Source organism: Microbacterium sp. ZW T5_56 (assembly GCF_044987425.1).
Classification (GTDB): Bacteria; Actinomycetota; Actinomycetes; order Actinomycetales; family Microbacteriaceae; genus Microbacterium.
The window spans coordinates 1-25,648 of sequence record NZ_JBJDRI010000043.1; the positions used below are offsets into that span (position 1 = coordinate 1).

The window sequence follows — 25,648 nt, forward strand, 5'->3', positions numbered from 1 at the left end:
CCCCCCGCATCGCCTCCACCCACAGCATCGCCTCCGGCGCCGCAACGGCGGCCGCGCGGCGGCGCCGGAGGCGATGCTGTGGGTGGAGGCGATGCGGGGGGTGGAGGCGGTGCGATGGGTGGAGACGGTGCGGGGGGCCGCGGAGCTGTGCGCAGACGCGGCGCTGGCGGCAGACGCGGCGCTGTGGGCAGACGCGATGCCCTGACCAGAAGTTACGCCCTGGGCAGGCGCGATGCCATGGGCAGACGCGATCGCCGGTGCCACGGCAGGGGGAGCCGGGGCGGCCGGGGGAGCCGAGGCGCCCGATGGAAATGGCGCGGCGGCAGACTCGGGCAACCGCACGGACGTCGCGCTCGACACCGTGTCTCGCGAGGGCAACGTGGGAGCGCCCGTTGCCGACATACCGGCTGCGGGCAAGACGGAGGCGGATGTGGCGCGCTGCGGCGACAAGGATGCGGGCGGGAACGCCGCGTTCCCGGGGCGCACCGGCCCCGAGGGAACAGCGGTCATGTGCCCATCACATCACAAGCCGCGGCGTTGCGGAGTGGTCGGTTGGGGCTAATCAGGGATGCATCAGGGGCATCCCCCATGGCGCGTGCGGCGCAGCCGGCCGCACAGTGGAGAACATGACCGACAATCCTGCTTCGTCACCGACACCGCCTCCCCCGTATCCGGGTGCGCCCGGCGCGGGCGGCGACGGTTCTGCGCCCCGCGGCGCGGGCGGTGGCTTCTTCGGCTGGCTTCGCACTCTGGGTCTGGTCCGCGGCGATGCCTGGGTCGGCGGTGTGTGCGGCGGGATCGCGACCCGGTTGGGCATCGACCCGCTGATCGTACGCGGAATCTTCGTCGTGGCGGCTGTTCTCGGCCTGCCGATGGTGCTGGCGTACGCGGTCCTGTGGGCGGTCCTGCCCGATCGATCCGGCGTCCTCCACCTGGAGAACCTGTTCCGCGGCCGTCTGGAGCCACCGATGATCGCCGCTCTGGTGATCGTCCTGCTGAGCTTCGTCCCCGTCACCCCCTGGCTCGGCAATCTGCTGCTGTGGTCGGGTGGATCGCTGGGCGGCATCTACGACATCGGGGGTGCGCTGAGCGTGCTGTGGCGCGGCCTCCTCGTGCTGGCGCTGATCGGCCTCGTGCTCGTTGCGGTCGTAGCCATCGCCCGCCGGCCTCGACGACGTGGACGCGCCGGTGCCGCAGGGTTCGACCCGAGTGCCGCCGGCTTCGATCCGTACGGGCCGCATGGCCCCGGTGCAGCAGGACGCGACCCGCGCAGCTTCGGCGCCGCACCGTACGGTGGCGCGGCTCCATTCGCGGGACCGGCTCCGTACCGGAGTGGGACGCCCTACGCCGGGGCGACGCCGGACGCGGGCGCACCGCGCACCGACGGTGCATGGCCCGTGCCCCGCCTGGAGGCCCCCGCGCACTCTCCAGCAGCATTCGCCTCGGGCTCGAACGGCACGGTTCTCGCGCCGGACGATGCCTCGAAGCCGGACGCAGTGGATGCCGCAGCCGACGCCGCATCCGATGCGCTCTCGTCCAGCGCGATGCCCGGCGAGCAGACGAACCTCGTCGCTCCTTCTGAGCCCTGCGATGCAGGGAACGGCGATGCAGGGAACGACGATGCAGGGAAAGTCGGTGCAGGGAAAGTCGGTGCAGAAGATACCGATACAGAGAACAGCGATGCAGACGGCAGCCACGCAGAGATCAGTGGTCCAGTGGTGAACGGCGCGGCTGCGGCGCCGAATGGCGCCCCTGCTACGTCGGCGAACAATCCCGCGACGCCCGCATGGCACGAGAACACCCCTGCGACGATGACCGCCGCCCCGGCATCGTTCGTCGCGGGGACCTCGGCTCCCGCGACGATGCCGGCTCCAGACGCTGCGCCGGTGGCGACCGAGCCATACGACACCTGGCGTCAGCAGCAAGACCAGTGGCGCACCGAGCACGACGCCTGGCGTCAGCAGCAGCGCGACGCGGAGCGGATCGCCCGTGAGCAGGCGCGTGCCGAGTCCGCAGCGGCGACCGCCCAGGCCAATCGCGAGTACCAGGAGGCGCGTGCGCGACGCCGCGCCTCTCGTCCTCGCACGGCGCTCTGGTACGTCGCGCTGACACTCGGTCTCATGGCCGTCGGCGGTGCCGCCGTCGCGCTGGTCGCGGCACCGCGTGGAACGTTGATGGCCGCAGCCCTCGCCTTCCTCGCGGCCACGGCGGTGGGTGCCGTCGCGATGATCGTGGCAGGCATCGCTCGACGACGCAGCGGCTTCATCACGTTCCTCACCATCACCAGCCTGGTGATCGCAGGCGGCACGCTCGTGCCGGCTCTCTCGGTGGGTCGGCCGTGGACTGAATCAGAGGTGGCGCGGGTGGACGGACAGATCCTGCTGCCCATTGGCGGGGGCTCGATCAGCGGACCGAATCCGTCCGATGACACTTATCTTCAGTCGTTCGGATCCACGAACATCTGGTTGAGCCCGTGGATGGCTGGCTACGACGGGCTGGTTTCCGTGGAGCCCGAACCCGTACCGACGATGGCCTCCACACCCGGGCCCTCCTCATCGCCTGAGCCATCCGAGCGAGTTGCCACGCCGTCGCTCATCGATCCGGTCCGCGCCGGCTCTATCAGCTTGGAAAAAGGCGGCGAGGGACAGACTCAGATCGACGTGGAGCCGGGGATGATCGTCGCCTTCACGATCACTGCTTCGACTCTCGATGTGGCAACCCACGAGGTAGAAATGGACGGGTCCTGGAGCGGCGACATCACAGCCCAGCAGCTCCCCACCCCGCGTGCCAACCAGGACGGGACGTACACCTGGACTTTCACCCTCGACACCCTCGCCGAGTCCCCGCTCATCACGGGCGAAGCGGACGCGCATTCGCGCGGCAGTGTGGTGACCGAGGTCACCATCATCCAGCAGGACGATGTCTGGATCAACGCCGGAATCTCGCCGGAGAGGAAGAGATGAGCACTCCCGAGAGTTCCCGCATCGGGAACCATGACGAAGGTACTGTCGAGATGACGGCTCACGGTGCCCCAAACGTCGCGGCAGCGGAGGAACAGCTGCACGAGCCTCCGGCGGCGCACGATGCCTCGGACCTCGCCGTCGATACCGCGCATTCGGCTGCAGCGCCCACGCCCGCCGAGGACGACCTCACACACGTGGCACCGACGCTCTCCCACACCGTGCCGGCACCTCCCGCGGCCGTGGGCCCGCAGGCCTCTCCTGCCCTATCGGAGGTGCCGCGTACGCGGTGGGGCGGCATCATCTGGGGCCTGGTCTTCCTGGCCATCGCGGGGGTCGGCTTCTGGTCAACCTCCGCCCTGTCCGCCGAGTTCCTGGCGGACATCTGGTTGCGCATCACTCCCCTCGCCGTGGGGGCGGGGATGGTGCTCATCGTCGGAGCGATCGCGCTGCTGTGTGCACTCGTCGCGCTCGCCCGACACCTCCAGCGGCGATCTGCCGCGCAGCGGTCGCCTCTCTGATGCGGCCTCGGGCGGATGCGGTTCAGGGCCCGCATCCGCCCCACTCCCCCCGTCGGATCCCGTCACGCGCCGTCACGGTCGGTGATCCTTCGTCACCCACGCTCCTGCGCGCTCGCCGCGGGTTAGCGTGGTGACATCGCGGCGGTCCGGGCGGTTCCGGGCACCGGTTCATACCCGGTTGTGCAGCGGGTTCGACTCCCGCCGTCGCGTCGAGAGAGCCGCATCGTGGCCGCCGCAGTACGGGCAGCGGCGCACCGCAGGACATGTCAACCCACCTTGTGAACATGCATCATGCAGGTATGGTGGCGGCCATGTGCTCTTCCCCGGCGACAGGTCGATCATGACCTCGGGCGTCCTGCCTTCGTTCGGCATCACGCTGGCTGCGGCGCGAGGAGCGCGCACCGTCTACACGCTGACGGGGCGTCGCGGAATGGACTCGCTGTCGACCGACGGCGAACTCACCAGCGCCGATCGCGACGGCTTCCGCGGCCGACTGGTGTCGGTGCCTCTGGGCGAGTCGGCGTTCGAGGATCTGCGCTGCTCTGCGTTCCGGTTCGAGCGGTCGACCGGTGACGCCGCGGGCATGGCGGACGTGGCTCGCCTGATCTTCGTCGTGCACGGCGGGGTGAGCGTCCAGGACGACGCGGACGAAGTCGAGGTCGGCGCGGGCCAGTGGTTCCTCGTTCCCGCCCGGCGCTCATTCGTGATGCACAGCACTGGCTCGTCGCGATTGCTGAGTGTCCTGCTGCCGACTCGGAAGCTCCGGACGCCGCGCGAGCGGCTGGACGCGCTCGGCATGCGGCCGCTTGCGGACGCGGCGATCAGCCCGGCCTTCGAGAGCCTGCTGCGCTCGCTGTCGCAGTCCGCACCGAACGACAACACGGTGGAGGCCGACCTCACCGCGCATGCCCTCCTCGATCTCGCCCGAGCCCTGCTCGCCGCGCAGCCCGCCAGCGAACCAGACGATCCGGACGACGCTGTGCGCGCCCGCGTGCATGATTTCATCGAGCACAACTACGCCGACCCGAACCTCCACGTCTCCGTGATCTCCGCAGCCCTCGGGGTCAGCGTGCGGAGACTGCACCGGCTGTTCGAATCGGAGCCGCTGTCGATCTCCCAGTGCATCCGACGCTGGCGCGTCACGGCCGCTGGTCGTGAACTGCTCCTCACCGACGAGCCCTTCGAGACGATCGCCCGGCGCGTCGGCTTCGGCTCATCGGACACCGGCTATCGCGGCTTCCGTGACGAATACGGCATGACGCCGGCGGAGTACCGCCGCCGCGGGCGCGCCTGATCGGGCTCAGCCGCCGAGCGTGGGATCGGTGGCCTGCGCCAGGGCGTCCTCACGCACGCTGAGGTACACAGCGATCCGCCGATCCAATTCGGCGGAGTCCGATGCACCCCGCGCGCGGGCGTCCTGAATGTCCTCAGCGAGCTTCACAAGCTGCGCGTACAGGTCGTCGGGGATCCGGGGCTGGAGCATCGCAAGGTCCGCGCGGTAGGTGTCGCTCACCGGACCCATGATGCTCCTCATCCGCTGCCGCCTCGACCCGCGATCGACGCCAAACCGAACGACTGCACCACCCATGATGCCGCAGTCTGGGCAGATCTGTGGTGCACTATGTGCCATACATACTCCCCGTGTCCGACTCGGCGGCGCGCGAAGCGGGCATCACAGGGCGAGAAGGGCGATGCCCGCCACCACCACGATCGACGCTCCCACCCGGAGCCCCGGGCGCCCCTCCCGCAGCACGAACGCGCCGAACAGGCTCACCAGCACGACACTCACCTCGCGCGTCGGGGCGACGAGCGACACGGGCGCGATGGTCGTGGCGGCCAGCACGAGGATGTAGCTCAGCGGTGACAGCACCCCGAAGGCGAGAAGTCGTCGCCACTGGACCTTCGCGACAGGCACGACCTCGCGCCAGCGCCGCCCCAGAATCACCCCGAACAGCACCACCTCGATCAGTGTGCAGCCGACCATGAACGCCACCGGCGAGATATGCCAGATGCGCAGCGACTGGCTGTCCCACAGCGTGTAGGCAGCGATCGCGAGGCCGGTGAGCAGGCCGAACACGATGGCAGGATCCATCCCTCGACGATCGGACGAGCCGCGCCCACGATCCAGCAGCCCGATCCAGACGACTCCGGCGATCACGGCGATGACGCCGACGAGGGCGATCGGAGTCGGGCGTTCGCCCAGCACCAGCACCGCCACGATCACCGTGACCAGCGGGCCGGAGCCGCGGGCGGTGGCATACACGGTGGAGAGATTGCCCGCCGCATATCCTCGCTGCAACACCAGCATGTACACCACGTGCAGCACGGCGGACACCGCGATGCCGAGGAGGAAGCCCGACCAGTCGTCGGTGCCGAGGCCGCCGGTCAGCGGAACGACAGGGAGCCACACGATTCCGCTGGCCAGCGCGCCCAGCCACAGGAACGGGAGTCCGGTGCGACTGGCCCCGTGGGCGATCACGTTCCAGGCGGCATGAGCGCACGCGGCGGCGAGAACGAGGACGAGAGCGAGAAGTGACATGAGAACCTTCCGCCCGCCGATTCATGGATCGACGAGCACCGGTCCTCCGGGCTTTTGTCCTGTCAGATGACGTCCGACGGCATCGGACGTGGCGCCGCTTGGACCTGTCGAACACGGTTCCGGAACCCTAGGCGCTGTCGGTTTCACCCTACGCGATGTCGATGCGGTAACGGACCTCGCGCGCCACTGTACGGTGGCGCACCCTGGCACTACGCTCGCCGCATGATGGCAACGTTGCCCCGGTCACACCGGGATCTCGCAGGTGTTCGGCGCACGCGAAACCTGGTCGGAATCGGACTCCTCGTGAGCACGCTCGCCCTGGCGGGATGCGCGACCGAGACCTCAGCGGGGAGCACCCCGGCCCCCACAAGCAGCCCGACGAGCGCGCCCACGCCATCCACTACCCCCACGACGGCACCGTCCCCGACGCCCACGCCGGAGCAGTCGGCCGCGACGCCCGTCAGCCTCGATCTCCGGCTGGACGAGCTCGTCATCACAGATTCCAACGGCGACGAGCAGGTGCTCAACATCGCCACAGATCCCGCGGGCGTGCGCCAGGCGCTGATGGACCTCTTCGGCGAGGTGACGCCGCAGCGTCCGGATGACCGATACCCGATCGACCTGTACCAGTGGCCCGGACTCACGCTCAACTGGATCGACGGCACGCCCGCGTCCGCGTCCGTCACATTCCTCGCGGCAGACGAGGGTGGCATCGCGCTCACGTGCGCGGGGCTGAACGTGGGCTCGACACTGGCAGAGGTGGAGGCCGCTGGCGCGGAGATGACCGCATACGGCACGTACGGCGACGTCACCGGCTACCGTCTGAACGTTGAGAAAGTGCCCGGCACATCCTCACTCGCGAACCCCGGCGAGGAAGGCGTCCGCTACCTCAGCTTCTCCGTCGCGGGCGGCGTTGTGACCAGGCTCAGCGTCGGCAACGACTTCAGCGACCTCTGATCTCCCACGTCGGCCAGGACGTCAGCGCTCGGCGTTGACGTACTGGCCGAGGTGCTGTCCGGTGAGAGTGGAGCCGTCGGCGATGAGCTGAGCGGGAGTCCCCTCGAACACCACCCGCCCTCCCTCGATGCCGGCACCCGGCCCCAGGTCGATGATCCAGTCGGCGTGCGCCATGACCGCCTGATGGTGCTCCACCACGATCACGGACTTGCCGGAGTCCACCAGACGATCCAGCAGTGCCAGCAGGTTCTCCACGTCCGCGAGGTGCAGCCCGGTGGTGGGCTCGTCGAGGATGTACACGTCGCCGCCCTCACCCATCTGCGACGCGAGCTTCAGACGCTGCCGCTCACCCCCGGAGAGGGTGGTGAGCGACTGGCCGAGGCTGATGTAGCCCAGGCCCACGTCGGCGAGACGGGCAAGGATCTTGTGGGCGGCCGGCAGCTTGGCGTCTCCGTCGGCGAAGAACGTGAGCGCCTCCGCCACCGGCAGCCCCAGCACCTCGCTGATGTCTTTGCCGCCGAAGTGGTACTGCAGCACCTGGTGGTCGAACCGCTTGCCCTCGCACACCTCGCACGTGGTCTCCATGGTGGCCATCACACCGAGATCGGTGTAGATCACCCCGGCGCCGTTGCAGTTGGGGCAGGCACCCTCGGAGTTGGCGGAGAACAGCGCCGGCTTGACGCCGTTCTCCTTCGCGAAGGCCTTGCGGATGTGCTCCAGCAGCCCGGTGTAGGTGGCGGGGTTGCTGCGGCGCGACCCTCGGATGGGGGCCTGATCGATCGACACCACCGACGCGTCCTTCGGCAGCGAGCCATGCACGAGCGAGCTCTTTCCGGATCCCGCGACACCGGTGAACACGACGAGCACGCCGAGGGGGATGTCAACGTCCACGTTCCGCAGGTTGTGGAGGTTCGCACCGCGCACCGCGATGGCGCCGCGCGGTTCACGGACGGTCGGCTTCACGGCGACGCGGAGGTCGAGGTGCCGACCCGTCAGCGTTTCGCTGGCGCGGAGTCCGGCAACCGTACCCTCGTAGGTGATCTCGCCACCCGCCGAGCCGGCGCCCGGACCGAGGTCCACCACATGGTCGGCGATCGCGATGGTCTCCGGCTTGTGCTCCACCACGAGCACGGTGTTGCCCTTGTCGCGGAGCGCGAGCAGCAGGCGGTTCATGCGCTCGATGTCGTGCGGGTGCAGGCCGGTGGTGGGCTCATCGAACACGTACGTCACGTCCGTGAGGGACGAACCGAGGTGACGGATCATCTTGGTGCGCTGCGCCTCACCGCCCGACAGCGTGCCGGCCGGTCGATCCAGCGAGAGATATCCAAGCCCGATGTCGACGAAGCTGTCCAGGGTCTCCTGCAACCCGATGAGCAGCGGCGCGACCGACGGCTCGTCGAGGGAGCGCACCCACTGCGCGAGGTCGCTGATCTGCATGGCGCACGCATCAGCGATCGAGATCCCGCTCACCTTCGACGAACGTGCCGGTGCGCTGAGGCGGGTGCCTTCGCACTCCGGGCAGACGATGAAGGTGACCGCGCGGTCGACGAACGCACGGATGTGCGGCTGCATCGCATCGCGATCCTTCGACAGCATTGACTTCTGGATACGCGGGATGAGCCCCTCGTAGGTGAGGTTCATCTTGTCGATCTTGACCTTGACGGGCGACTTGTAGAGGAAGTCCTCCAGCTGTCGCTTCGTGAAGTCGCGGATCCTGGTGCTGCCGTCGAAGAAGCCGGACTCCGCGTACACGCGTGTGGCCCAGCCGTCGGGCGTATAGCCCGGCACCTTGATGGCGCCCTCCAGCAGGGACAGGTTCTCGTCGTAGACCTCGGCGAGGTCGATGTCGTTCACCGTGCCCATGCCCTCACAGCGCGGACACTGACCGCCGAGGATCGAGAACTCGGCGCGCTCCTTGACCGTGCGTCCGCCCTTCTCCACGGTGAGCGCCCCGGCGCCGGATGCCGAGGCCACGTTGAAGGAGAACGCCTGCGGGGAGCCGATGTGTGGAACCCCGATCCGCGAGAACAGGATCCGAAGCATCGCGTTGACGTCGGTGGCGGTGCCCACCGTGGAGCGGGAGTTGGCACCCATGCGCTCCTGGTCCACGATGATCGCGGTGGTGAGTCCCTCCAGCACGTCCACGTCGGGCCGGGCGAGGGAGGGCATGAAGTTCTGCAGGAACGTGGAGTACGTCTCGTTGATCATCCGCTGGGACTCCGCGGCGATGGTCGCGAACACGAGCGAGCTCTTGCCAGACCCGGAGACGCCCGTGAACACCGTGAGGCGACGCTTCGGGAGATCGACACTGATGTCGCGCAGATTGTTCTCTCGTGCGCCCACCACACGGATGAGGTCGTGGGTGTCAGCGATATGTGCGTCGGTCATGGTGCTCCCCAGTGTGCGGATCGACGGATGCGGCGGATAACAGCATCGCGCATGCCACCGACATTGCGCACCCGAAAACGGGAAGCGGGCAGGAACGAAGAAGTCGAACTCAGTCGCGGACGACCGGCGCGCGGAAGAAATCGACGCCGAGGTCCGGATGATCGACGAACACGCCGTCCACCTGAGCCGCGCGGAGAATCGCCCACTCGCCCTCGTAATCGCCGAAATCGGCCTTTGCACCGGTGCGGAACTGCTTCAGCAGGAAGGCGTTCTCGGGCCGGGCCGTCCAGGTGAACACCTGGAGGCCACGCTGATGCGCATCCTCGACCACCGTCGCCGGTCCGCGCGAGCGACCCAGGCGATCGGGACGCAGGATGCTCTTCTTGTCCAGGCTGATCCCGTCCACCTGTGCCGCGAGCACATCCAGGCCGCGCGGACTGAGCTGATCGGCGTAGGAGGGAACGCCCGCAGCACGGGAGGCGCGCAGGTCATAGGCGGTGCCCGCCGCTTCGAGGAGGTACACGTACGTCGCCGCAAGTCCCTCCTGCTGCAGCCGGGTGATCACCGACTGCTCGAAGGACTCGATCACCAGCGGATGCTGTCCGCTGCCCCACCCGCACGCATCCAGCTCTGCCAGCAGCAGTGGCACGTGATCGAGCCCGATACCGGCGAAGTAGGTGGCGTGCTTGATCTCCACCACCGCACCGATCTCGCGTCCCTGTTCGAGCGAGGTCTTCCGCACGAGGTCCAGCACATCACGCAGGCGCAGCATCGGCTGCCGATCGTCATAGGTCGCGCTGGTGGCGCGAAGCGCGGGAATCCGCTCACGCACGCGCAGCGTGGAGAGCTCCTCCCACGTGAAGTCCTCGGTGAACCATCCGGTCTGCTCCGCACCGTCCACCCGCTTGGTCGTGCGCCGATCGGCGAACTCCGGGCGCGCTGACACATCGGTCGTGCCGGAGATCTCGTTCTCATGCCGAACGATCAGCACGCCGTCGCGCGAGACCACCACGTCCGGCTCGACGGCATCGGCACCCATCGCGAGTGCGAGATCGTAGGCGGACGGCGAATGCTCGGGGCGGTAGCCGGGCGCTCCACGATGGCCGATGACAAGAGGGCGACGACGAGGCACCGGCCCATCGTAGTGCGAGGCCCTGGACGCGCGGGGTTTGGACGGGCACCGACCCATCGTGTGCAGCCGGCCAACCGGGCACCGAAATTGTGCTCAGAGGAACAGATTGCTGTTCGCCCCCTGAGAATCCAGGAAACATCCCGCACCTCGCCCCTAGAATAGAGAACACCGTGTCCTTGACACACAGCATTGGAGCGTGAGCCGCAATGGCCCTTCGAAACCCGATCTTCAGCAACTCGGCGTTCCAGGAGCGTAACGCTCCCGCCGTTCCGGTTGCTCCTGCGGGAGCACGGACGACCGGGCTCGTGCCGCCGCCCGCGCAGGGCGGCTACACCCTGAACGGACAGCCGTACACCCAGAACCCGCAGGCCGCCGGCCAGAACGCGCAGTGGGCTGCGTCGCAGCAGGCCGCGCAGAACGCCGCGGTGCAGGCCAACCTCGAGGGCATGTACGCCGGCCCCACGGCCAGCGCCGTCGACCACGGCCGCATGACCTACGAAGACACTGTCTGGAAGACGGCGGCGCTGTTCGGCGTTCTGCTGGTCACCGCGGTCGTCGGCTGGATCTGGGCGGCGAGCGGCCTGACGGTCGGCTACCGCCAGCCGACCAACATGATCCCGTGGCTGCTCGGGGCGCTCGGCGGCTTCGTGCTGGCGATGGTCGTCACCTTCACCTCGCGTAAGAAGGTCCGCCCGGCCCTGATCTTCGCCTACGCGGCTTTCGAGGGTCTGTTCATCGGTGCCATCTCAGCCACCTTCGAGGCGTTCTGGCCCGGTGTGGTCATGCAGGCCACCCTCGCGACCATCGCCGTGGTCGGCGTGACTCTCGCACTCTTCGCCAGCGGCAAGATCCGCGCCAGCAAGCGCGCCACCAAGATCTTCCTGATCGCGATGGTCGGTTACCTGGTGTTCTCGCTGCTCAACCTCATCCTGATGTGGACCGGAGTCCTCGCCCCAGGGAAGATGTTCGGTCTGTACAGCCAGTCGATCGGCATCGCCGGCTTCACCATCCCGCTGGGTCTCATCATCGGCGTCCTCGTTGTGCTGATGGCCGCCTACTCGCTGGTGCTCGACTTCGACGGGATCCAGCAGGGTGTCCGCAACGGCGCTCCCCGCAACCTCGCCTGGTACGCCGCCTTCGGCGTCATGGTGACGGTTGTCTGGCTGTACGTCGAGATCCTGCGCATCATCGCGATCGCCCGCGGCAGCGAGTAATCTCGCATCTGCACACGAACGGGGCCGGATTCTTCCGGCCCCGTTCGTCGTTTCTGCGGTGAGGGTGGAGACTGGAAGAGTGAATCAGCAGGTCAAGTTCCAGCGCGCGCTCATGCTCGCCGATCGCAAGCAGTTCGAGAAGGCGGAAGCCCTGCTGCGTGAGGTGGTCGAGGCTGACCCCACCACCGTGGTCGGTTGCCAGGCGGCGGTGGCCCTCGGCGAGCTCGTGAGCTTCGCTGACCCCGACGCGGCCCAGAACATCCTCGACGCCGCCGTCGAGAACATGACGCCGCACGCCGACAACCCGGTGCTCGACTGGGAGCGTCAGCGCGTCGAGGAGCTGTTCGCGGAGATCGCTGAAGCCGACGCCTGAGCCCGCGGCTCAATTCAGCGGCGGCGTGGACGTTCTGCGATGTCAGCCAGCAGTCGCACCAGCTCCGCGGTGGCGGCCGCGCGCGAGCGTGACTGCGCCGCCCGGTGTGCTTCCGCGACCAGACGGGCGTGGAACTCGTCGTCGGTGAGCACTCGCAGGAGTGCATCGGCGAACGCCTCTTCGTCCCCGGATTCGACGAGCACGCCACCGCCGTCCGACAGCGCCTCCGCCGGGCCATAACGAACGTCGTAGCTCACCACCGGCGTCCCGTGTGCGAGCGCTTCGAGCACGGCAAGCCCCTGACCCTCGAAAGCGGTGGTGAGCAGCAGCACCGCCGGATCATCCAGAACGGTATCGGGGTCGGAGATCTGCCCGTGCAGGATCACGCGATCCGTGAGAGCGGAGTCGGCGATCAACGCCTCGATCGCGGCCCGCGACGGACCCTCGCCGTAGATGTCCAGGACCGCGTCGGGCAGCACGTCCACCACGCGCCGCCAGATGTGCACGGCATGATCGAGCCGCTTGCCGGGGGCCAGGCGATTCACCATCACCGCGCGGTGGCGGTCGCGCTCTTCCGCCGGGCGCAGGACAGGCACGGCCGTGACGCCGAACGGGAGAACCTCGTCGATCCGATCGCCCCCGAAGCGCGCGATGACATCGTCGCGCTGCGCGGCTGTCAGCCAGACCACGGCGTCGAACGCGCCGGCCACGTCCAGCCAGCGCTGCCAGAGCGGGAGGATCGGCGCATCGGGAGTGTAGGGCTCTCCGATATGGGCGGTGTGCGTCGTGTGGACGAGCTTCGCCGGGGAATCCCAGCCGACGAGCAGCTCCCCCAACTGTCGCGCCTCGATGATCACGACGGGCGCGAGGTCATCGCCCGTCGTCGCCAAGATATGATCGAGCCAGGCGCGGTACAGGGCTCCGAACCCGTCCAAGACCCCCGCCACCGCGCCGTCCGCCGCACGCACGACCACGGGTGCCGTGCTCAAGTGCCAGTCCGGGTCGCCCACGATCACGGGCAGTTCGATGATCGGGTCGGTCGCGGGAATCGATCGATACTCCAGGGCGGGATCCGGTTCGCCCGCTCGAGCGGCCGCCCGCAGCCAAGACGGGTCAGCGACCGCCTCGTCGAAGAGATTGCGCAGCCGGTCGGGACGATCCAGCTCACCACGACGGATGAACTCCGCGCGATGCGCGTCGTGATCCGCGACAGCACCGGGATCCACCGTCAGCAGCTCCACGGCGATCCCCGCTCCGACGAGGTCGCGCGCGCGACCGAGCACGGCGCGGCAGAATCCGCCGTCCAGATCCGGGATCAGTCGGGACGCAAGCACGAAGCACCTGACCGCAGGCGCGGCCAGGTGCTTCGACGAGTTCACTCCCACTCGATGGTCCCCGGCGGCTTGGACGTGACATCCAGCACGACGCGGTTCACATCGCGCACCTCGTTGGTGATGCGGTTGGAGATCTTCGACAGCACGTCGTACGGCAGACGCGACCAGTCGGCGGTCATCGCGTCTTCGCTGGAGACGGGACGCAGCACGATCGGGTGACCGTAGGTGCGGCCGTCGCCCTGCACGCCCACTGAGCGGACATCAGCGAGCAGCACCACCGGGCACTGCCAGATCTCGTTGTCGAGACCAGCGGCCGTGAGTTCCTCGCGGGCGATCGCGTCGGCGTCGCGGAGCAGGTCCAGTCGGTCCTGCGTGACCTCGCCGATGATGCGGATACCGAGACCCGGACCGGGGAACGGCTGACGCGAGACGATCGCCTCCGGCAGACCCAGCTCGCGGCCGATAGCGCGGACCTCGTCCTTGAAGAGGGTGCGCAGCGGCTCGACGAGCTCGAACTGCATGTCCTCCGGGAGGCCGCCCACGTTGTGGTGGCTCTTGATGTTGGCGGTGCCGGCACCGCCGCCGGACTCCACCACATCGGGGTAGAGGGTGCCCTGGACGAGGAACTTGATCGGCTCGCCGGACTCCTTGGCCTCATCGACCAGCTGGCGCTGCACGGCCTCGAACGAGCGGATGAACTCGCGGCCGATGATCTTGCGCTTGGTCTCCGGGTCGGTGACTCCGGCCAGCGCGTCCAGGAACTGCTGACGGGCATCGACCGTGACCAGACGAACGCCGGTGGAGGCGACGTAGTCGTTCTCCACCTGTTCGCGCTCGCCCTTGCGGAGGAGGCCATGGTCCACGAACACGGCGATGAGCTGGTCGCCGACGGCCTTGTGCACCAGCGCGGTGGAGACGGCGGAGTCGACGCCGCCCGAGAGCGCGGAGATCACGCGAGCCGAACCCACCTGAGTGCGGATGCGCTCGACCTGCTCGGCGATCACGTTGTCGCTGTTCCAGTCGGCGGGAAGGCCGGCCGCACGGTGCAGGAAGTTCTCGATGATCGCCTGACCGTGGGTCGAGTGCTTCACCTCGGGGTGCCACTGCACGCCGTAGAACTTCTTCTCGTCATTGCTGAACGCGGCGACGGGCGCACCGGCGGTCGAGGCGTTCACGGTGAAGCCCGCGGGTGCCTTCGCGACCGAGTCGCCATGGCTCATCCACACGTTCTGCTCCACGGGCACACCCTGGAGGATGACGCTGTCGGTGCTGGTGGTCGCGTCGGTCGCGCCGTATTCGCGAAGACCGGTGGCGGCCACCTCGCCGCCGAGAACCTGGGCCATGTACTGGAACCCGTAGCAGATGCCGAGCGTCGGAACCTCGAGATCGAACACCGCCGGGTCGAGCTTCGGAGCACCCTCCTCGTACACCGACGACGGACCGCCGGAGAGGATGAGTCCGAGCGGGTTCTTCGCGGCGATGTCTGCTGCCGTCGCGGTGTGCGGCACGATCTCGCTGTAGACGCCGGCTTCGCGCACACGACGTGCGATCAGCTGCGCGTACTGGGCGCCGAAATCGACGACCAGAACCGGCCGCTGCGCGGTTTCGGGGGTCTCGGTCACTTGCTGCCTTCCGTGGCTGGAGCGGGGGAAACGGTTGCGGATGCGACCTCGTCGGCCTCGCGCTTGGCGAGGTAGGCCTTCACGTCGCGGGCGACCCGCGTCTCCATGAAGAAGGAGAGGAGCGGAATGACGCCGCCCAGCGCGAGCATGATGAAGCGCGGGAACTGCCAGCGCATCAGGGACCAGATGCGGAAGCACGCGAAGAGGTACACGACGTAGAACCAACCGTGGACCACGAGGATCGCGAGCGACACGTTGAAGCCCTGGCCCGTCGATTCCAGGCCGTTCGCGGTCTCAACCACGGGCTTGAGCGCGATCAGGCCGGACGGGTCACCGAGGAACAGCTCCAGATGGATCGGCGTGTACTTCAGCACCATCTCGATGCAGAGCAACAGCAGGAAGACACCCGTGATGATGGATGCGATCTGGTAGAACTTCAGCGCTCCGCGGATCGCCGGGAAGGTGGCGAGTTTGGGTGCGGGCATGCTCCTAGTCTAGCCGCTCGTTCCTGAGCACTCCTCCCCGCCAGCGCCTTCCCCTGACCCCCTCCGCGACCCTTGCCGGCACCCATGTGTGTCCGTGTGCACCCGTATGCACCTCGCGGATCATGGGGTGACGTTTTCGCAGGCGCGTCAGGGCGTGCGACGAAGAACCGCGGCGGCCTGGCGAGCAGCACCGAGGGCGACGTACTCCGCGGGGGCGGGCACCTCCACCGGCAGACCGAGGACGGCGGGAGCGATCGACTGCACGGCCGCGGACCGCGCGCCGCCACCGATCAACAGCACCCGCTGCAGGGGCACAGCGAGGTCTCGGAGCGCGTCGAGACCGGCGGCGAGACCACCCAGCATCCCCTCCACCGCGGCGCGTGCGAGGTTCTCACGTGTGGTCGACGCCAGCGTCATCCCGGTGAGCGAGGCCGTCGCGTCCGGCAGGTTCGGCGTGCGCTCCCCCTCGAAGTACGGCACGAGCGTGAGCCCGCCGGCACCCGGCTCGGATGCCAGGGCGAGGGTGCTCAGTTCGTCCACGTCCACCCCGAGCAGCGCCGCCGTCACGGTGAGCACGCGAGCGGCGTTGAGGGTCGCGACCAACGGGAGGAAGGCACCATCCGCCGAAGCGAATCCGGCGACGGTTCCCGACGGATCGACCGTGCGCTCGGCGCTCACCGCGAACACGGTTCCGCTCGTGCCGATCGACACCACGGCATCGCCGATTCCGGCGCCGACGCCCAGCGCTGCCGCCGCGTTGTCGCCGGCGCCGGGAGCCACCATGGTTCCCAAATTGAATCCGGCGTCGGTCGTGGCAGTCACACGCACGGATTCGTCGGCGCGAAGAACGCGCGGCAGCACGGCATCGTGACCGAGAGCGGCAACGAGAAGCTCGCGGTCGTAGTCGTCGGTCGCGGGATCCCAGTATCCGGTGCCGGAGGCGTCCGAGCGATCGGTGACCAGCTCCTCGAGTTCCGGCCCCCTGGGCGACGATCCACGCGGACCGAAGCCCCGCAGGCGCCAGGTGAGCCAATCGTGTGGGAGAGCCACAGCTGCCACTCGTGCGGCAGCCTCCGGCTCGGCATCACGCAGCCACCGCAGCTTCGTCGCGGTGAACGAGGCCACCGGCACCAGCCCCGTGCGCTGCGCGAGGACTTCCGCTCCGAACTCGGTGATGAGATCCTGCGCGGCACCAGCGGAGCGCGTGTCGTTCCAGAGCAGGGCCGGACGGATCACCTCGCCATCCGCGTCCAGCACCACCATCCCGTGCTGCTGCCCACCGACCGAGACGGCCGTGACGTCCGACACACCGCCCGCATGGGCGATCGCCTCCGCCAGCGCCCGCCACCAGTGGGCGGGATCCACCTCGGTGCCGTCGGGGTGGGCCGCCCGCCCCTGGCGGACCACCTCCCCCGTGACGGCATCGACGATGACGATCTTGCAGGACTGCGTGGACGAGTCGATGCCCGCGACGAGCACCTGCTCAGCCACGCGCACCCATCAGGTGCTCAGCGGCGAGCTGCTGCAGACGAACGAAGCCGAATCCGCGACCACCGAAGTAGGTGTTCGCGTCGAAGTCCTCGTAGGCGGAGCGGTCGGCGAGCAGGTCGTCGTAGGTCTCGCCCTCGCCCAACGTGTTCTGACGCAGTTCGTCCACGCGCGCGGCGGCCAACGCCTCCTGCACCTCGGGGTCCGCACGGAACGCGCTCGCGCGCTCCTTCAGCAGCAGGTACATGCGCATGTTCGCGGCAGCGGAATCCCAGACACCGGTCTCGTCTTCCGTGCGGCTCGGCTTGTAGTCGAAGTGACGCGGACCGGTGTACGCCGGGCCGCCGTCGGCGCCGCCGTGCTCCAGCAGGTCGACCAGGGCGAAGGCGTTGTGCAGGTCACCGTGACCGAACACGAGGTCCTGGTCGTACTTGATGCCGCGCTGGCCGTTCAGGTCGATGTGGAAGAGCTTGTCGTGGTAGAGCGCCTGCGCGATGCCCGCGGCGAAGTTCAGCCCCGCCATCTGCTCGTGGCCGACCTCGGGGTTCAGGCCCACGAGCTCCGGGCGCTCCAGCGAGTTGATGAACGCCAGCGCGTGTCCCACTGTGGGAAGCAGGATGTCGCCGCGGGGCTCGTTCGGCTTCGGCTCGATCGCGAAGCGGATGTCGTAGCCCTTGTCGGTCACGTAGTCACCGAGCAGGTTGACGGCCTCACGGTAGCGCTCCAGCGCGGCACGGACGTCCTTCGCGGAGTCGTACTCGGCACCCTCACGACCGCCCCACATCACGAAGGTCTTCGCGCCGAGCTCGGCGGCGAGATCGAGGTTGCGCAGCACCTTACGCAGCGCGAAACGACGGACGGCACGGTCGTTGGAGGTGAAGCCGCCGTCCTTGAAGACCGGAGCGGAGAAGAGGTTGGTGGTGACCATCGGCACGATGAGGCCGGTGTCGGCGAGCGCGCCCTTCAGTCGGTCGATCTGCGTCTGGCGCTCGGCATCCGTAGAGCCGAAGGCGAAGAGGTCGTCGTCGTGGAACGTCAGGCCGTAGGCACCGAGTTCGGAGAGCTTCTCGACGGCGTGCACCACATCCAGTGCCGGCCGGGTGGGTCCGCCGAAAGGATCGGCGCCGTTGTAGCCGATGGTCCAGAGACCAAATGAGAAGCGGTCTTCGCGTGTGGGGGTGGTCGTCATCGTCTCGCCCTTCGGGGAAATCAGTATATGTTGTGATGCACAACATATTGCGAGAAGATCGCGAGCGCAACCCCTGCCACACTGAAGTGTTCGCGAAGGAGGCACATGGATCAGGCGTCGACCACCCCGGGCAGCGACAACCTGCCCCGGCTGCTGACGATCCTCCATCGCGAGGGGGCGCGGTCCCGGGCGCAGCTGACCGCAGACACCGGCCTCAATCGGTCCACGATCGCCTCGCTTGTCGCGGCGCTGACCGAGGCGGGACTCGCGGTGGAGCACGACCCCGCGCAGACTCGTCGCGTGGGGCGCCCCTCCCCCGTGGTCTCCGCCTCATCCGACGTCGTCGCGATCACCGTCAACCCGGAGGTGGACGCGGTGCGCCTCGCCGCGGTGGGTCTGGACCTCACCGTCCGCGCCCGAGCCACCGTGGACCTGGACACCCCACCCACTCCCCAGCAGGTCGCCGACATCGTCGCGCGAACCGTCGCCGAGTGGCGCAGCGCGGACCTGTCCGACGCTCGGCTCGTTGGCGTGGGACTCGCAGTGCCCGGACTCGTCAGCGGCACCGGTGTCGTCGCGAATGCTCCTCACCTGGGCTGGGTCGATGAACCGCTGGCCGAACTCGTCGCCGGATCCAGTGGCCTTCCAGCGCGCGTCGGAAACGACGCATCGCTCGGCGCGCTTGCGGAGCATCGATTTGGCTCCGGGGCCGGCCGCAGCGATGTGGTCTACCTCAACGGCGGGCCCTCCGGCATCGGTGGCGGAATCATCACGGACGGGCGTCTGCTGCGCGGAGTGTCAGGGTTCTCCGGCGAATTCGGGCACATCGTGACCCCCTTCACCGCGCCTGCGGATCGTCGCACGGACACGGGAGCGTTCGAAGATGAACTGCGCGCGCCCGCGCCCGCGCCCGCAGCAAAGCATGACGAGGCGGATGAGCGAGCGCGACGGCGACGGATTCTCGCGGCCACCATCGCCACCGCAGTGTCGATTCTCGATACCGGTGTCGTGGTGCTCGGTGGAACGCTGGCGCCCCTCCTGGGCGACGGGCGCGAAGCGCAGGAGCTGCGCGACGAGATCGCCGCGCAGTGCATCCGTCCGAACGATCCGGCCTTCGCTGTGCTCCCCGCGGCCCTCGCCGATGATCGGCTCTTCATCGGTGCCGCCGAACTCGCTTTCGCCGACCTGCTCGCCGACGACGCCCTCCTCCCCTGACGCCCGCGCGCGTGGGTAAGGCGCAGACCACCCTCCGCGAGACTTCCGTCTGTGGGCGAGAATCGGCGCATTGCGGGAATTCTCGCCCGCAGACGGAAGTCTCACGGGATCAACGCCACGACACGCGTCAGCGCGACACGCGTCAGCGCGACACGCGTCAGTCGCGGACGCGGGGGCGGGAGACCTTTCGCGAGGCGGAGCGCGATCCGACGGCGCGCGGACGAGCCCAGAACCGACGACGCACGACGGGGATCGGCTGCGTCACCACGGCGTCCACGGTGCGGGAGCCGTCGATGGGCCCGACCACGGCGATCGGGGTCGTGTCCGTCCTGGGCTCCCCCGTGCGCACCGGCATCGCGGCAAGCGCGCGCCGGGCGTGAAGATACGCGGGCACCAGCACCACGACAGCACCGATCCACGCCAGCGGGTTCGACCACGCGACCCCGACATACCCCCACACCGCGCCCAGAGCGACGGCAGCGAGCACGCGCATGCCGAGTTCGATCATGCCGGTGATCGTCGGGATGATCGCGCTTCCGAGCCCCTGCAGCGCGCCGCGCAGCACGAACAGCACGCCAAGGATCCAGTACGCCACCCCGTTGATCATGAGGGTGATGGCGGCCAGCTCGGCGACATCGGCGGCACTGTCGCCGATGAACAGGCGCGCCATCGGACCGCCGAAGACGACCATCACCGCACCGAGCACCGCCGAGCCGATGAGGGTCATCCACACCGCCTGCACGACACCGCGACGGATGCGATCGGGGCGACCGGCGCCCAGGTTCTGCGCCACGAACATCGACGTGGCAAGTCCCAGTGACGCGAGGAAGGCGCTCGCGAGAGAGTCGACACGCATCGCCGTGGTGTAAGCCGCGACAGCATCGGCACCGAGGCCGTTGAGTCGAACCTGCACCGCGATGGCGCCGATCGAGATGATCGAGGCCTGGAATCCCATCGGCAGACCGAGGCGCAGATGCTCGCGGACGTCGTCGGAGGTGATGCGCCAGTCCTCGCGCTTCAGGTGCAGTTCAGGCAGACGTGCCTTCACATACAGCAGGCACAGCAGCACCGACACCAGCTGCGAGATCACGGTGGCAAGCGCCGCGCCGGCAACGCCCCAGTCGAACACCGCCACGAAGACCACGACAAGCAGCACGTTCAGCAGGCACGCCAGGACGAGGAACACCAGCGGCGTGCGGGAGTCGCCGATCGCACGGATGGCGGCGGAGAGGAAGTTGAAGAACATCGTGGCACCGGTGCCGAGGAAGCTGATCACCGTGAAGACCGTGGCCTCCGGCATCAGGATCTCCGGGGTGTTCAACATCCGCAGCGCCCATTCAGAGAAGAACGGAGCGGCCGCGGTGATCAGCAGGCTGACGATACCGGTGAGGATCGCACCGGTGGCCACGGACCGCCGCACCGCCGCAGCGTTGCGTGCACCGTAGGCCTGTGCGGTGGGGATGGCGAAGCCGGCTGTCATTCCCCAGGCGAAACCGAGCAGGAAGAAGATGAAGCTGCCCGTCGCACCGACGGCGGCGAGCGAGTCGACGCCGAGGTGCCGACCGACCACCACCGTGTCGACGAACTGGTAGAGCTGCTGAACGGCGTTGCCGATGAGGAGGGGGATGGTGAATGCGAGGATGACGCGCCAGGGGCTGCCCGCGGTAAGCGACTGGGACATGACACTTTCTGGGAGAGGGAGTCGGATCGGGGGCGGGCATCCGCCGTCACCGAGGGAACCGATTCCGGGGGGCGGAAATCGGCCGGTGGGCGGGTGGTCCGTTGCCGCTCGAGCAGGCGACGGCGTACCGCCGCTCGTCGGGACCGCTTCTATGCTCCCACGATCCGACCCCAGAACGAAACGATTCGATCCCTCATTTTCCGGGCAAATGGATCGTGACAACTCGGACGTTGCGTTAGTGTTCGTGTGCGCCCTCCGACGCGCACGCCCCCGATCGTGGCAGGCCCGCCCGGTCCGAACTGGAGACTCGCCATGACGACCTCTGTCGCGCGCTACCGCGCCCAGCCGACCGTGCTCACCGCGCTGCGCACCCCGCGTCTGCTGGTGCGCGAGGTGCTCGCGGGACTCGTCGTTGCGCTGGCACTCATCCCCGAGGCGATCTCGTTCTCCATCATCGCGGGCGTCGATCCGAAGGTGGGCCTGTTCTCGTCGTTCATCATGGCGGTCACGATCGCGTTCGTCGGCGGACGGCCGGCGATGATCAGCGCGGCGACGGGAGCCGTCGCCCTCGTCATCGCACCGGTGATGCGCGAACACGGCATGGACTACTTCATCGCCACCGTGCTGTTGGCGGGTGTGCTCCAGATCGTGCTGGCCCTGCTCGGAGTTGCCCGCCTCATGCGCTTCATCCCGCGCAGCGTCATGGTCGGCTTCGTGAACGCCCTCGCCATCCTCGTGTTCCTCGCCCAGCTGCCGCACCTGATCGATGTGCCCTGGACCGTCTATCCGCTGGTGGCGGCGGGCCTGCTGATCCTGGTGTTCCTGCCGCGCTTCACGCGGGTGATCCCGGCACCACTGGTGTGCATCGTGCTGGTGACCGGCGCGGTGATCCTCCTGAACCTGAACGTGCCGACCGTGGGCGATCAGGGCGAGCTCCCCCGCAGCCTTCCCGAGCTGTTCCTTCCCCACGTGCCGCTCACCATCGAGACTCTCTCGATCATCGGGCCGTATGCCCTCGCGATGGCGCTGGTCGGTCTCATGGAGTCCCTGATGACGGCCAAGCTCGTTGACGACGTCACCGACACGCGCTCGAACAAGACGCGTGAGTCCTGGGGTCAGGGAGTCGCGAACATCGTCTCCGGCTTCTTCGGCGGCATGGGAGGCTGCGCGATGATCGGACAGACGATGATCAACGTGAAGGTATCGGGGGCGCGCACGCGCATCTCCACCTTCCTCGCCGGGGTGTTCCTGCTGATCCTGGTCGTCACTCTCGGCGACATCGTCGCCGTGATTCCGATGGCCGCCCTCGTCGCGGTGATGATCATGGTGTGCGTGGCGACGTTCGACTGGCACTCCATCACCCCCGCGACGCTGCGGCGACTGCCGAAGAGCGAGACCGCCGTGATGGTGATCACGGTGACCGCTGTCGTGGCGACGCACAACCTGGCGGTCGGCGTCATCGCCGGCGTGCTCGCCGCCAGCGTGATGTTCGTGCGTCGGGTGGCGCACCTCGTCGAGGTGCAGCGAGTGGTCGCCACTGATGCCGACGGTGAGGTCGCCCGCTACGCTGTTACCGGCCAGCTGCTGTTCGCCTCCAGCAACGACCTCACCACGATGTTCGAGTACGCCACCGACCCGAATCGTGTGGTGATCGACCTCAGCGGCTCGCACATCTGGGACGCGTCATCCGTCGCCGCTCTCGACGCCATCGAGACCAAGTACGCGCAGCACGGCACGACGGTGCAGATCATCGGAATGAACCCCGGGACCAGCGCGTTTCACGCCCGCCTCTCCGGCGGTCTGGGCTAGGCGGACTGCTGAGCGCGCCACTCCTCGGCCAGGATGGCGTAGGTGTAGCCGTCGATCCAGCCGAGCTCCGCATGCCAGGAATCCCGCACCCCGTGCTGTTCCCGTCGCATCCCGAGCTTCTCCATCACGCGCCAGGAAGCGGTGTTGTCCGCGTAGCATCCCGCAGTGACCCGATGCACCCCCAGCTCGTCGAAGGCGAGCGCGAGCAGCGCCCGTCCGAGCTCGGTGGCGTATCCACGTCCGGCATGCGCCGGATCGATGAGGTATCCGATGCCTGCTTCCGCGCCGCGCCACGGACCGTCGGGCACATGACTTTGGCCCATGGCATCCGTGAGCCACAGCGAAGCGGTCCCCACCACATCGTCGCCTCGGAAGGCGACGGCCGAGTGGTCATTCGAATCGGCGATGGCGTCCAGCCAGTTCTGGCGGAAGACGTCCGGTTCCACCTCGGTCCGGATCAGCCACTTCGTCACCGCGGGGTCGTTACGCCAGACGAGCACACGATCGAGGGCCTGCTCGGTGGGCAGACGAAGTTCCAACGCACCCGCGGGGCGCGGCCAGACGATGCCGGGAGTGGTCATGAGTCCTGTCTAGCAGGGTCGGCTGCGCGAGGCTGAATCCGGCTGCACCGTGATCGGCCGCACCCGCCTAGCGGCTCCCGCCTTCGCCGCCCAACGCGTCCGGATCGATCGCCAGCAGGCGGAGCAGCGCCTCGCGTCCGCCGGGCGTCACGATGACGGCGCGGCTGGTCTTCGATCGACGCGCCCACTCCCGGGTGAAGAACACGTCCGCGAGATGTGCCCCCACCCCACCTCCGAGGTGCACGCGCCGTTCGGTCCAGTCGAGGCAGGCACGAGTGGAGGAACGCCGCCCGGGAACGTAGGGCGCGTCCAGTTCGTCCTCCAGCCAGGATCGTCCGCGGTCGGTGAGGTCCAGTGCACCGTCATCGAGCACGCCGCGCTCGATCAGCGCGTCCGTCACGGCCACACCGAGGGCACCCGCGAAGTGGTCGTAGCAGGTGCGGGCGCGTGCGAGACCCGCCCTGGTGGTCGCCTGGCGCCAACTGCGCACCGGTGCAGCAGGCCTCCGCCCGAGCGCGGCGACGGCCTCCAGCGTCGAGGCGACCTCGGAGCTCGCCAACCGCACGTAGCGGTGACGACCCTGACGATGCTCCGCCAGCAGTCCGAGATTCACCAGCCGGTTCAGGTGCTCGGTGGCTGTCGATGCCGCCACCCCGGCATGGTCGGCGAGCTCGCGCGCCGTCCACGCCCTCCCGTCCATGAGCGCGACGAGCATGTGCGCTCGTGTCGGTTCCGCCATCGCGGCCGCGACTGCCGCCAGGTTCTCCGCCGTCACCGCTCCAGTGTTCCACGGCCACGGTTCGGGCTCGACCGAACGGTCTGACCGCAATGATGCCGACATGGAGATTCTTCATGACCCGGCATTCACCGTCGTCCGCGTCCCGGAGGGGCCGAGCGGAATGGCGTGGCTGCGCGCCCACGTGGCCCGCTTCTCCGAGGGCGAGGACCATCGACGTCGGCGAGGTCTGGCCGTCCGACTCCTGGAGGAGATCGATCCCGCTTCCCTCCGACGTCCCGGCCACCCGGTGGCCGCGCTCGCGAGCGCGCTGGGGCTCCCGCCGACGGTGAGCGCGGACGTCGAGCTCGCCGCCGCCCACTACCAGCCGCACGATGGCACGACTCCCGAAGCCGACGCCGCCGTCGCCCGGCTGGTGAGCGCGTGCGGTGGTGCCTGGAGTGAGGACACCGCGGCACGGATCGGTCTGCTGGTGCAGGCCTGCGCCGCGACGCGGGCGTACATCGCCGGGGCCGAGACCCCGGTGCCGGCGACGCGACGGGTTGCGCCATCCGGGGAGGAGATCCTGGTGAGCCTGCGCGATGCGCCCTTCGGGGCGGGCCGGCACGCCTGCCCGGGCGAGGCGCACGCGCGCGCGATCGCCGATGGCGCGACGGTCTTCCGAAGGCTGCATCACGCGGATGAGCCCCTGCTGCTTCCCAACGCCTGGGACGTCGCTTCGGCGGCCGTTCTGGTGCAGGAGGGATTCGCCGCGGTGGGCACGACCAGCCTCGGCGTGGCGGCGACGCACGGCAAGCCCGACGCCGCCGGAGCCACGCGGCGCGAGACGCTCGCTCTGGCACGCTCGCTCGTGGAGCTGTCCGTGCCTATCAGCGTCGACGTCGAGGCCGGATTCGGCGCGAACCCCGCGGAGCTGGCGAGGGAGCTAAGCGCGATCGGCGTCGCCGGCGTCAACCTCGAGGATGGTCGCGGCACCGACCTCGAATCCGTCGCGGTGCAGTGCGCCCTGATCTCCGCATTCAAGGCGGCCGCACCAGAGCTCTTCGTCAACGCCCGTGTCGACACGGACTGGCTCAGCGTTCGGACATCGGAGACGACGATGCGCGCCCGCGCCTACGCCGACGCCGGAGCAGACGGCGTCTTCGTTCCGGGGCTCCGCGCGCCGGACGAGATCGAGAATCTCGTGCGCACGCTTGGTGAGGTGCCGCTGAATCTCCTCGCAGAGTTGCCGTTCGACCGACTGCGAGACCTCGGTGTTCGTCGCGTCAGCACCGGATCACTCCTCTTCCGAAGCGCCCTGACCCAGGCTGCGCGCACCGCGGTCGCGTATCGCACCGGCCAGGCGATCCCGGAGGCGATGTCTTACGACGACGTGGAAGGTGCCCGGCTGCGCTCTCGTCGGTGAGAGCGGCGCAGACGCGAAC

The 25,648-nt window shown here is 68.6% G+C and carries 23 protein-coding genes and 1 tRNA gene; 12 read left to right on the forward strand and 12 right to left on the reverse strand.

What is annotated here, in order from left to right; all coding sequences use genetic code 11:
• From ACI3KU_RS16730 to ACI3KU_RS16755, 6 genes are all read left to right on the forward strand, one after another.
• The coding region (locus ACI3KU_RS16730; protein WP_404923461.1) for a hypothetical protein at positions 1-205 on the forward strand (205 nt) is incomplete at its 5' end.
• Between the two features lie 27 nt (positions 206-232).
• Entirely contained in the window at positions 233-562 is a 330-nt protein-coding gene (locus tag ACI3KU_RS16735; protein WP_404923462.1) for a hypothetical protein, read from the forward strand.
• 64 nt (positions 563-626) lie between these two features.
• Positions 627-2,963, forward strand: coding sequence for a PspC domain-containing protein (locus ACI3KU_RS16740; protein ID WP_404923463.1), 2,337 nt, complete (start codon positions 627-629; stop codon positions 2,961-2,963).
• A complete protein-coding gene (locus tag ACI3KU_RS16745) occupies positions 2,960-3,481 on the forward strand; it encodes a hypothetical protein (RefSeq protein WP_404923464.1) in 522 nt (173 codons plus the stop codon). The genes ACI3KU_RS16740 and ACI3KU_RS16745 overlap by 4 nt, the downstream gene beginning before the upstream one ends.
• A gap of 137 nt (positions 3,482-3,618) precedes the next feature.
• Positions 3,619-3,691, forward strand: a tRNA-Met gene (locus tag ACI3KU_RS16750).
• A gap of 130 nt (positions 3,692-3,821) precedes the next feature.
• Positions 3,822-4,775, forward strand: coding sequence for an AraC family transcriptional regulator (locus ACI3KU_RS16755; RefSeq protein WP_404923465.1), 954 nt, complete (start codon positions 3,822-3,824; stop codon positions 4,773-4,775).
• Between the two features lie 6 nt (positions 4,776-4,781).
• Here the strand turns inward: ACI3KU_RS16755 and ACI3KU_RS16760 are convergent, their stop codons facing one another.
• Together ACI3KU_RS16760 and ACI3KU_RS16765 are read right to left on the reverse strand one after the other, a co-directional pair.
• Positions 4,782-5,015, reverse strand: coding sequence for a hypothetical protein (locus ACI3KU_RS16760; RefSeq protein ID WP_404923466.1), 234 nt, complete (start codon positions 5,013-5,015; stop codon positions 4,782-4,784).
• A 138-nt stretch (positions 5,016-5,153) separates the two neighbouring features.
• Positions 5,154-6,020: an EamA family transporter gene (locus tag ACI3KU_RS16765; protein ID WP_404923467.1), complete on the reverse strand. Its 867-nt coding sequence runs from the start codon at positions 6,018-6,020 to the stop codon at positions 5,154-5,156.
• A 222-nt stretch (positions 6,021-6,242) separates the two neighbouring features.
• Here ACI3KU_RS16765 and ACI3KU_RS16770 point away from each other — a divergent pair, with 222 nt between their 5' ends.
• Positions 6,243-6,977 (forward strand): hypothetical protein, encoded by a 735-nt coding sequence (locus tag ACI3KU_RS16770; RefSeq protein WP_404923468.1) that lies wholly within the window; start codon positions 6,243-6,245, stop codon positions 6,975-6,977.
• 21 nt (positions 6,978-6,998) lie between these two features.
• On the opposite strand, the gene ACI3KU_RS16775 is transcribed toward ACI3KU_RS16770, so the two are convergent.
• Both ACI3KU_RS16775 and ACI3KU_RS16780 read right to left on the reverse strand, forming a co-directional pair.
• Positions 6,999-9,365 carry an ATP-binding cassette domain-containing protein gene (locus tag ACI3KU_RS16775; RefSeq protein WP_404923469.1) on the reverse strand — a complete coding sequence of 789 codons (2,367 nt, stop codon included), beginning with the start codon at positions 9,363-9,365 and terminating at the stop codon, positions 6,999-7,001.
• Positions 9,366-9,474: 109 nt separating this feature from the next.
• On the reverse strand, positions 9,475-10,497 hold the full coding sequence (locus ACI3KU_RS16780) for a glycerophosphodiester phosphodiesterase family protein (RefSeq protein WP_404923470.1): 1,023 nt from the start codon (positions 10,495-10,497) through the stop codon (positions 9,475-9,477).
• A gap of 206 nt (positions 10,498-10,703) precedes the next feature.
• Here ACI3KU_RS16780 and ACI3KU_RS16785 point away from each other — a divergent pair, with 206 nt between their 5' ends.
• Positions 10,704-11,711: a Bax inhibitor-1/YccA family protein gene (locus ACI3KU_RS16785; RefSeq protein WP_404923471.1), complete on the forward strand. Its 1,008-nt coding sequence runs from the start codon at positions 10,704-10,706 to the stop codon at positions 11,709-11,711.
• A 79-nt stretch (positions 11,712-11,790) separates the two neighbouring features.
• A complete protein-coding gene (locus ACI3KU_RS16790; RefSeq protein ID WP_404923472.1) occupies positions 11,791-12,084 on the forward strand; it encodes a hypothetical protein in 294 nt (97 codons plus the stop codon).
• 14 nt (positions 12,085-12,098) lie between these two features.
• Here the strand turns inward: ACI3KU_RS16790 and ACI3KU_RS16795 are convergent, their stop codons facing one another.
• From ACI3KU_RS16795 to xylA, 5 genes are all read right to left on the reverse strand, one after another.
• Entirely contained in the window at positions 12,099-13,418 is a 1,320-nt protein-coding gene (locus tag ACI3KU_RS16795; RefSeq protein WP_404923473.1) for a glycosyltransferase, read from the reverse strand.
• Positions 13,419-13,459: 41 nt separating this feature from the next.
• Positions 13,460-15,040, reverse strand: coding sequence for a glutamine-hydrolyzing GMP synthase (gene guaA, locus ACI3KU_RS16800; protein WP_404923474.1), 1,581 nt, complete (start codon positions 15,038-15,040; stop codon positions 13,460-13,462).
• Positions 15,037-15,525 (reverse strand): DUF3817 domain-containing protein, encoded by a 489-nt coding sequence (locus ACI3KU_RS16805; RefSeq protein ID WP_404923475.1) that lies wholly within the window; start codon positions 15,523-15,525, stop codon positions 15,037-15,039. Before ACI3KU_RS16805 ends, guaA begins: the two co-directional genes overlap by 4 nt.
• Before the next feature lie 147 nt (positions 15,526-15,672).
• Positions 15,673-17,016, reverse strand: a complete 1,344-nt coding sequence (gene xylB / locus ACI3KU_RS16810; protein WP_404923476.1) for a xylulokinase — start codon at positions 17,014-17,016, stop codon at positions 15,673-15,675.
• The gene (gene xylA / locus ACI3KU_RS16815; RefSeq protein ID WP_404923477.1) at positions 17,009-18,202 is read right to left on the reverse strand and encodes a xylose isomerase; all 1,194 of its coding nucleotides are present in this window, start codon (positions 18,200-18,202) and stop codon (positions 17,009-17,011) included. Before xylA ends, xylB begins: the two co-directional genes overlap by 8 nt.
• A 105-nt stretch (positions 18,203-18,307) precedes the next feature.
• Between xylA and ACI3KU_RS16820 the strand changes: the two genes are divergently transcribed.
• On the forward strand, positions 18,308-19,417 hold the full coding sequence (locus ACI3KU_RS16820; RefSeq protein ID WP_404923478.1) for an ROK family protein: 1,110 nt from the start codon (positions 18,308-18,310) through the stop codon (positions 19,415-19,417).
• A gap of 157 nt (positions 19,418-19,574) precedes the next feature.
• Here ACI3KU_RS16820 and ACI3KU_RS16825 read toward each other — a convergent pair whose 3' ends face one another.
• Positions 19,575-21,098, reverse strand: a complete 1,524-nt coding sequence (locus ACI3KU_RS16825) for an MATE family efflux transporter (protein WP_404923479.1) — start codon at positions 21,096-21,098, stop codon at positions 19,575-19,577.
• A gap of 312 nt (positions 21,099-21,410) precedes the next feature.
• Here ACI3KU_RS16825 and ACI3KU_RS16830 point away from each other — a divergent pair, with 312 nt between their 5' ends.
• Positions 21,411-22,907 (forward strand): SulP family inorganic anion transporter, encoded by a 1,497-nt coding sequence (locus tag ACI3KU_RS16830; protein WP_404923480.1) that lies wholly within the window; start codon positions 21,411-21,413, stop codon positions 22,905-22,907.
• On the opposite strand, the gene ACI3KU_RS16835 is transcribed toward ACI3KU_RS16830, so the two are convergent.
• Positions 22,904-23,488, reverse strand: a complete 585-nt coding sequence (locus tag ACI3KU_RS16835; protein WP_404923481.1) for a GNAT family N-acetyltransferase — start codon at positions 23,486-23,488, stop codon at positions 22,904-22,906. The two genes, ACI3KU_RS16830 and ACI3KU_RS16835, sit on opposite strands and share 4 nt — an antisense overlap.
• Positions 23,489-23,555: 67 nt before the next feature.
• The gene (locus tag ACI3KU_RS16840) at positions 23,556-24,263 is read right to left on the reverse strand and encodes an ArsR/SmtB family transcription factor (RefSeq protein ID WP_404923482.1); all 708 of its coding nucleotides are present in this window, start codon (positions 24,261-24,263) and stop codon (positions 23,556-23,558) included.
• 64 nt (positions 24,264-24,327) lie between these two features.
• Between ACI3KU_RS16840 and ACI3KU_RS16845 the strand changes: the two genes are divergently transcribed.
• On the forward strand, positions 24,328-25,629 hold the full coding sequence (locus ACI3KU_RS16845) for an isocitrate lyase/phosphoenolpyruvate mutase family protein (protein ID WP_404923483.1): 1,302 nt from the start codon (positions 24,328-24,330) through the stop codon (positions 25,627-25,629).
• Positions 25,630-25,648: the final 19 nt, after the last annotated feature.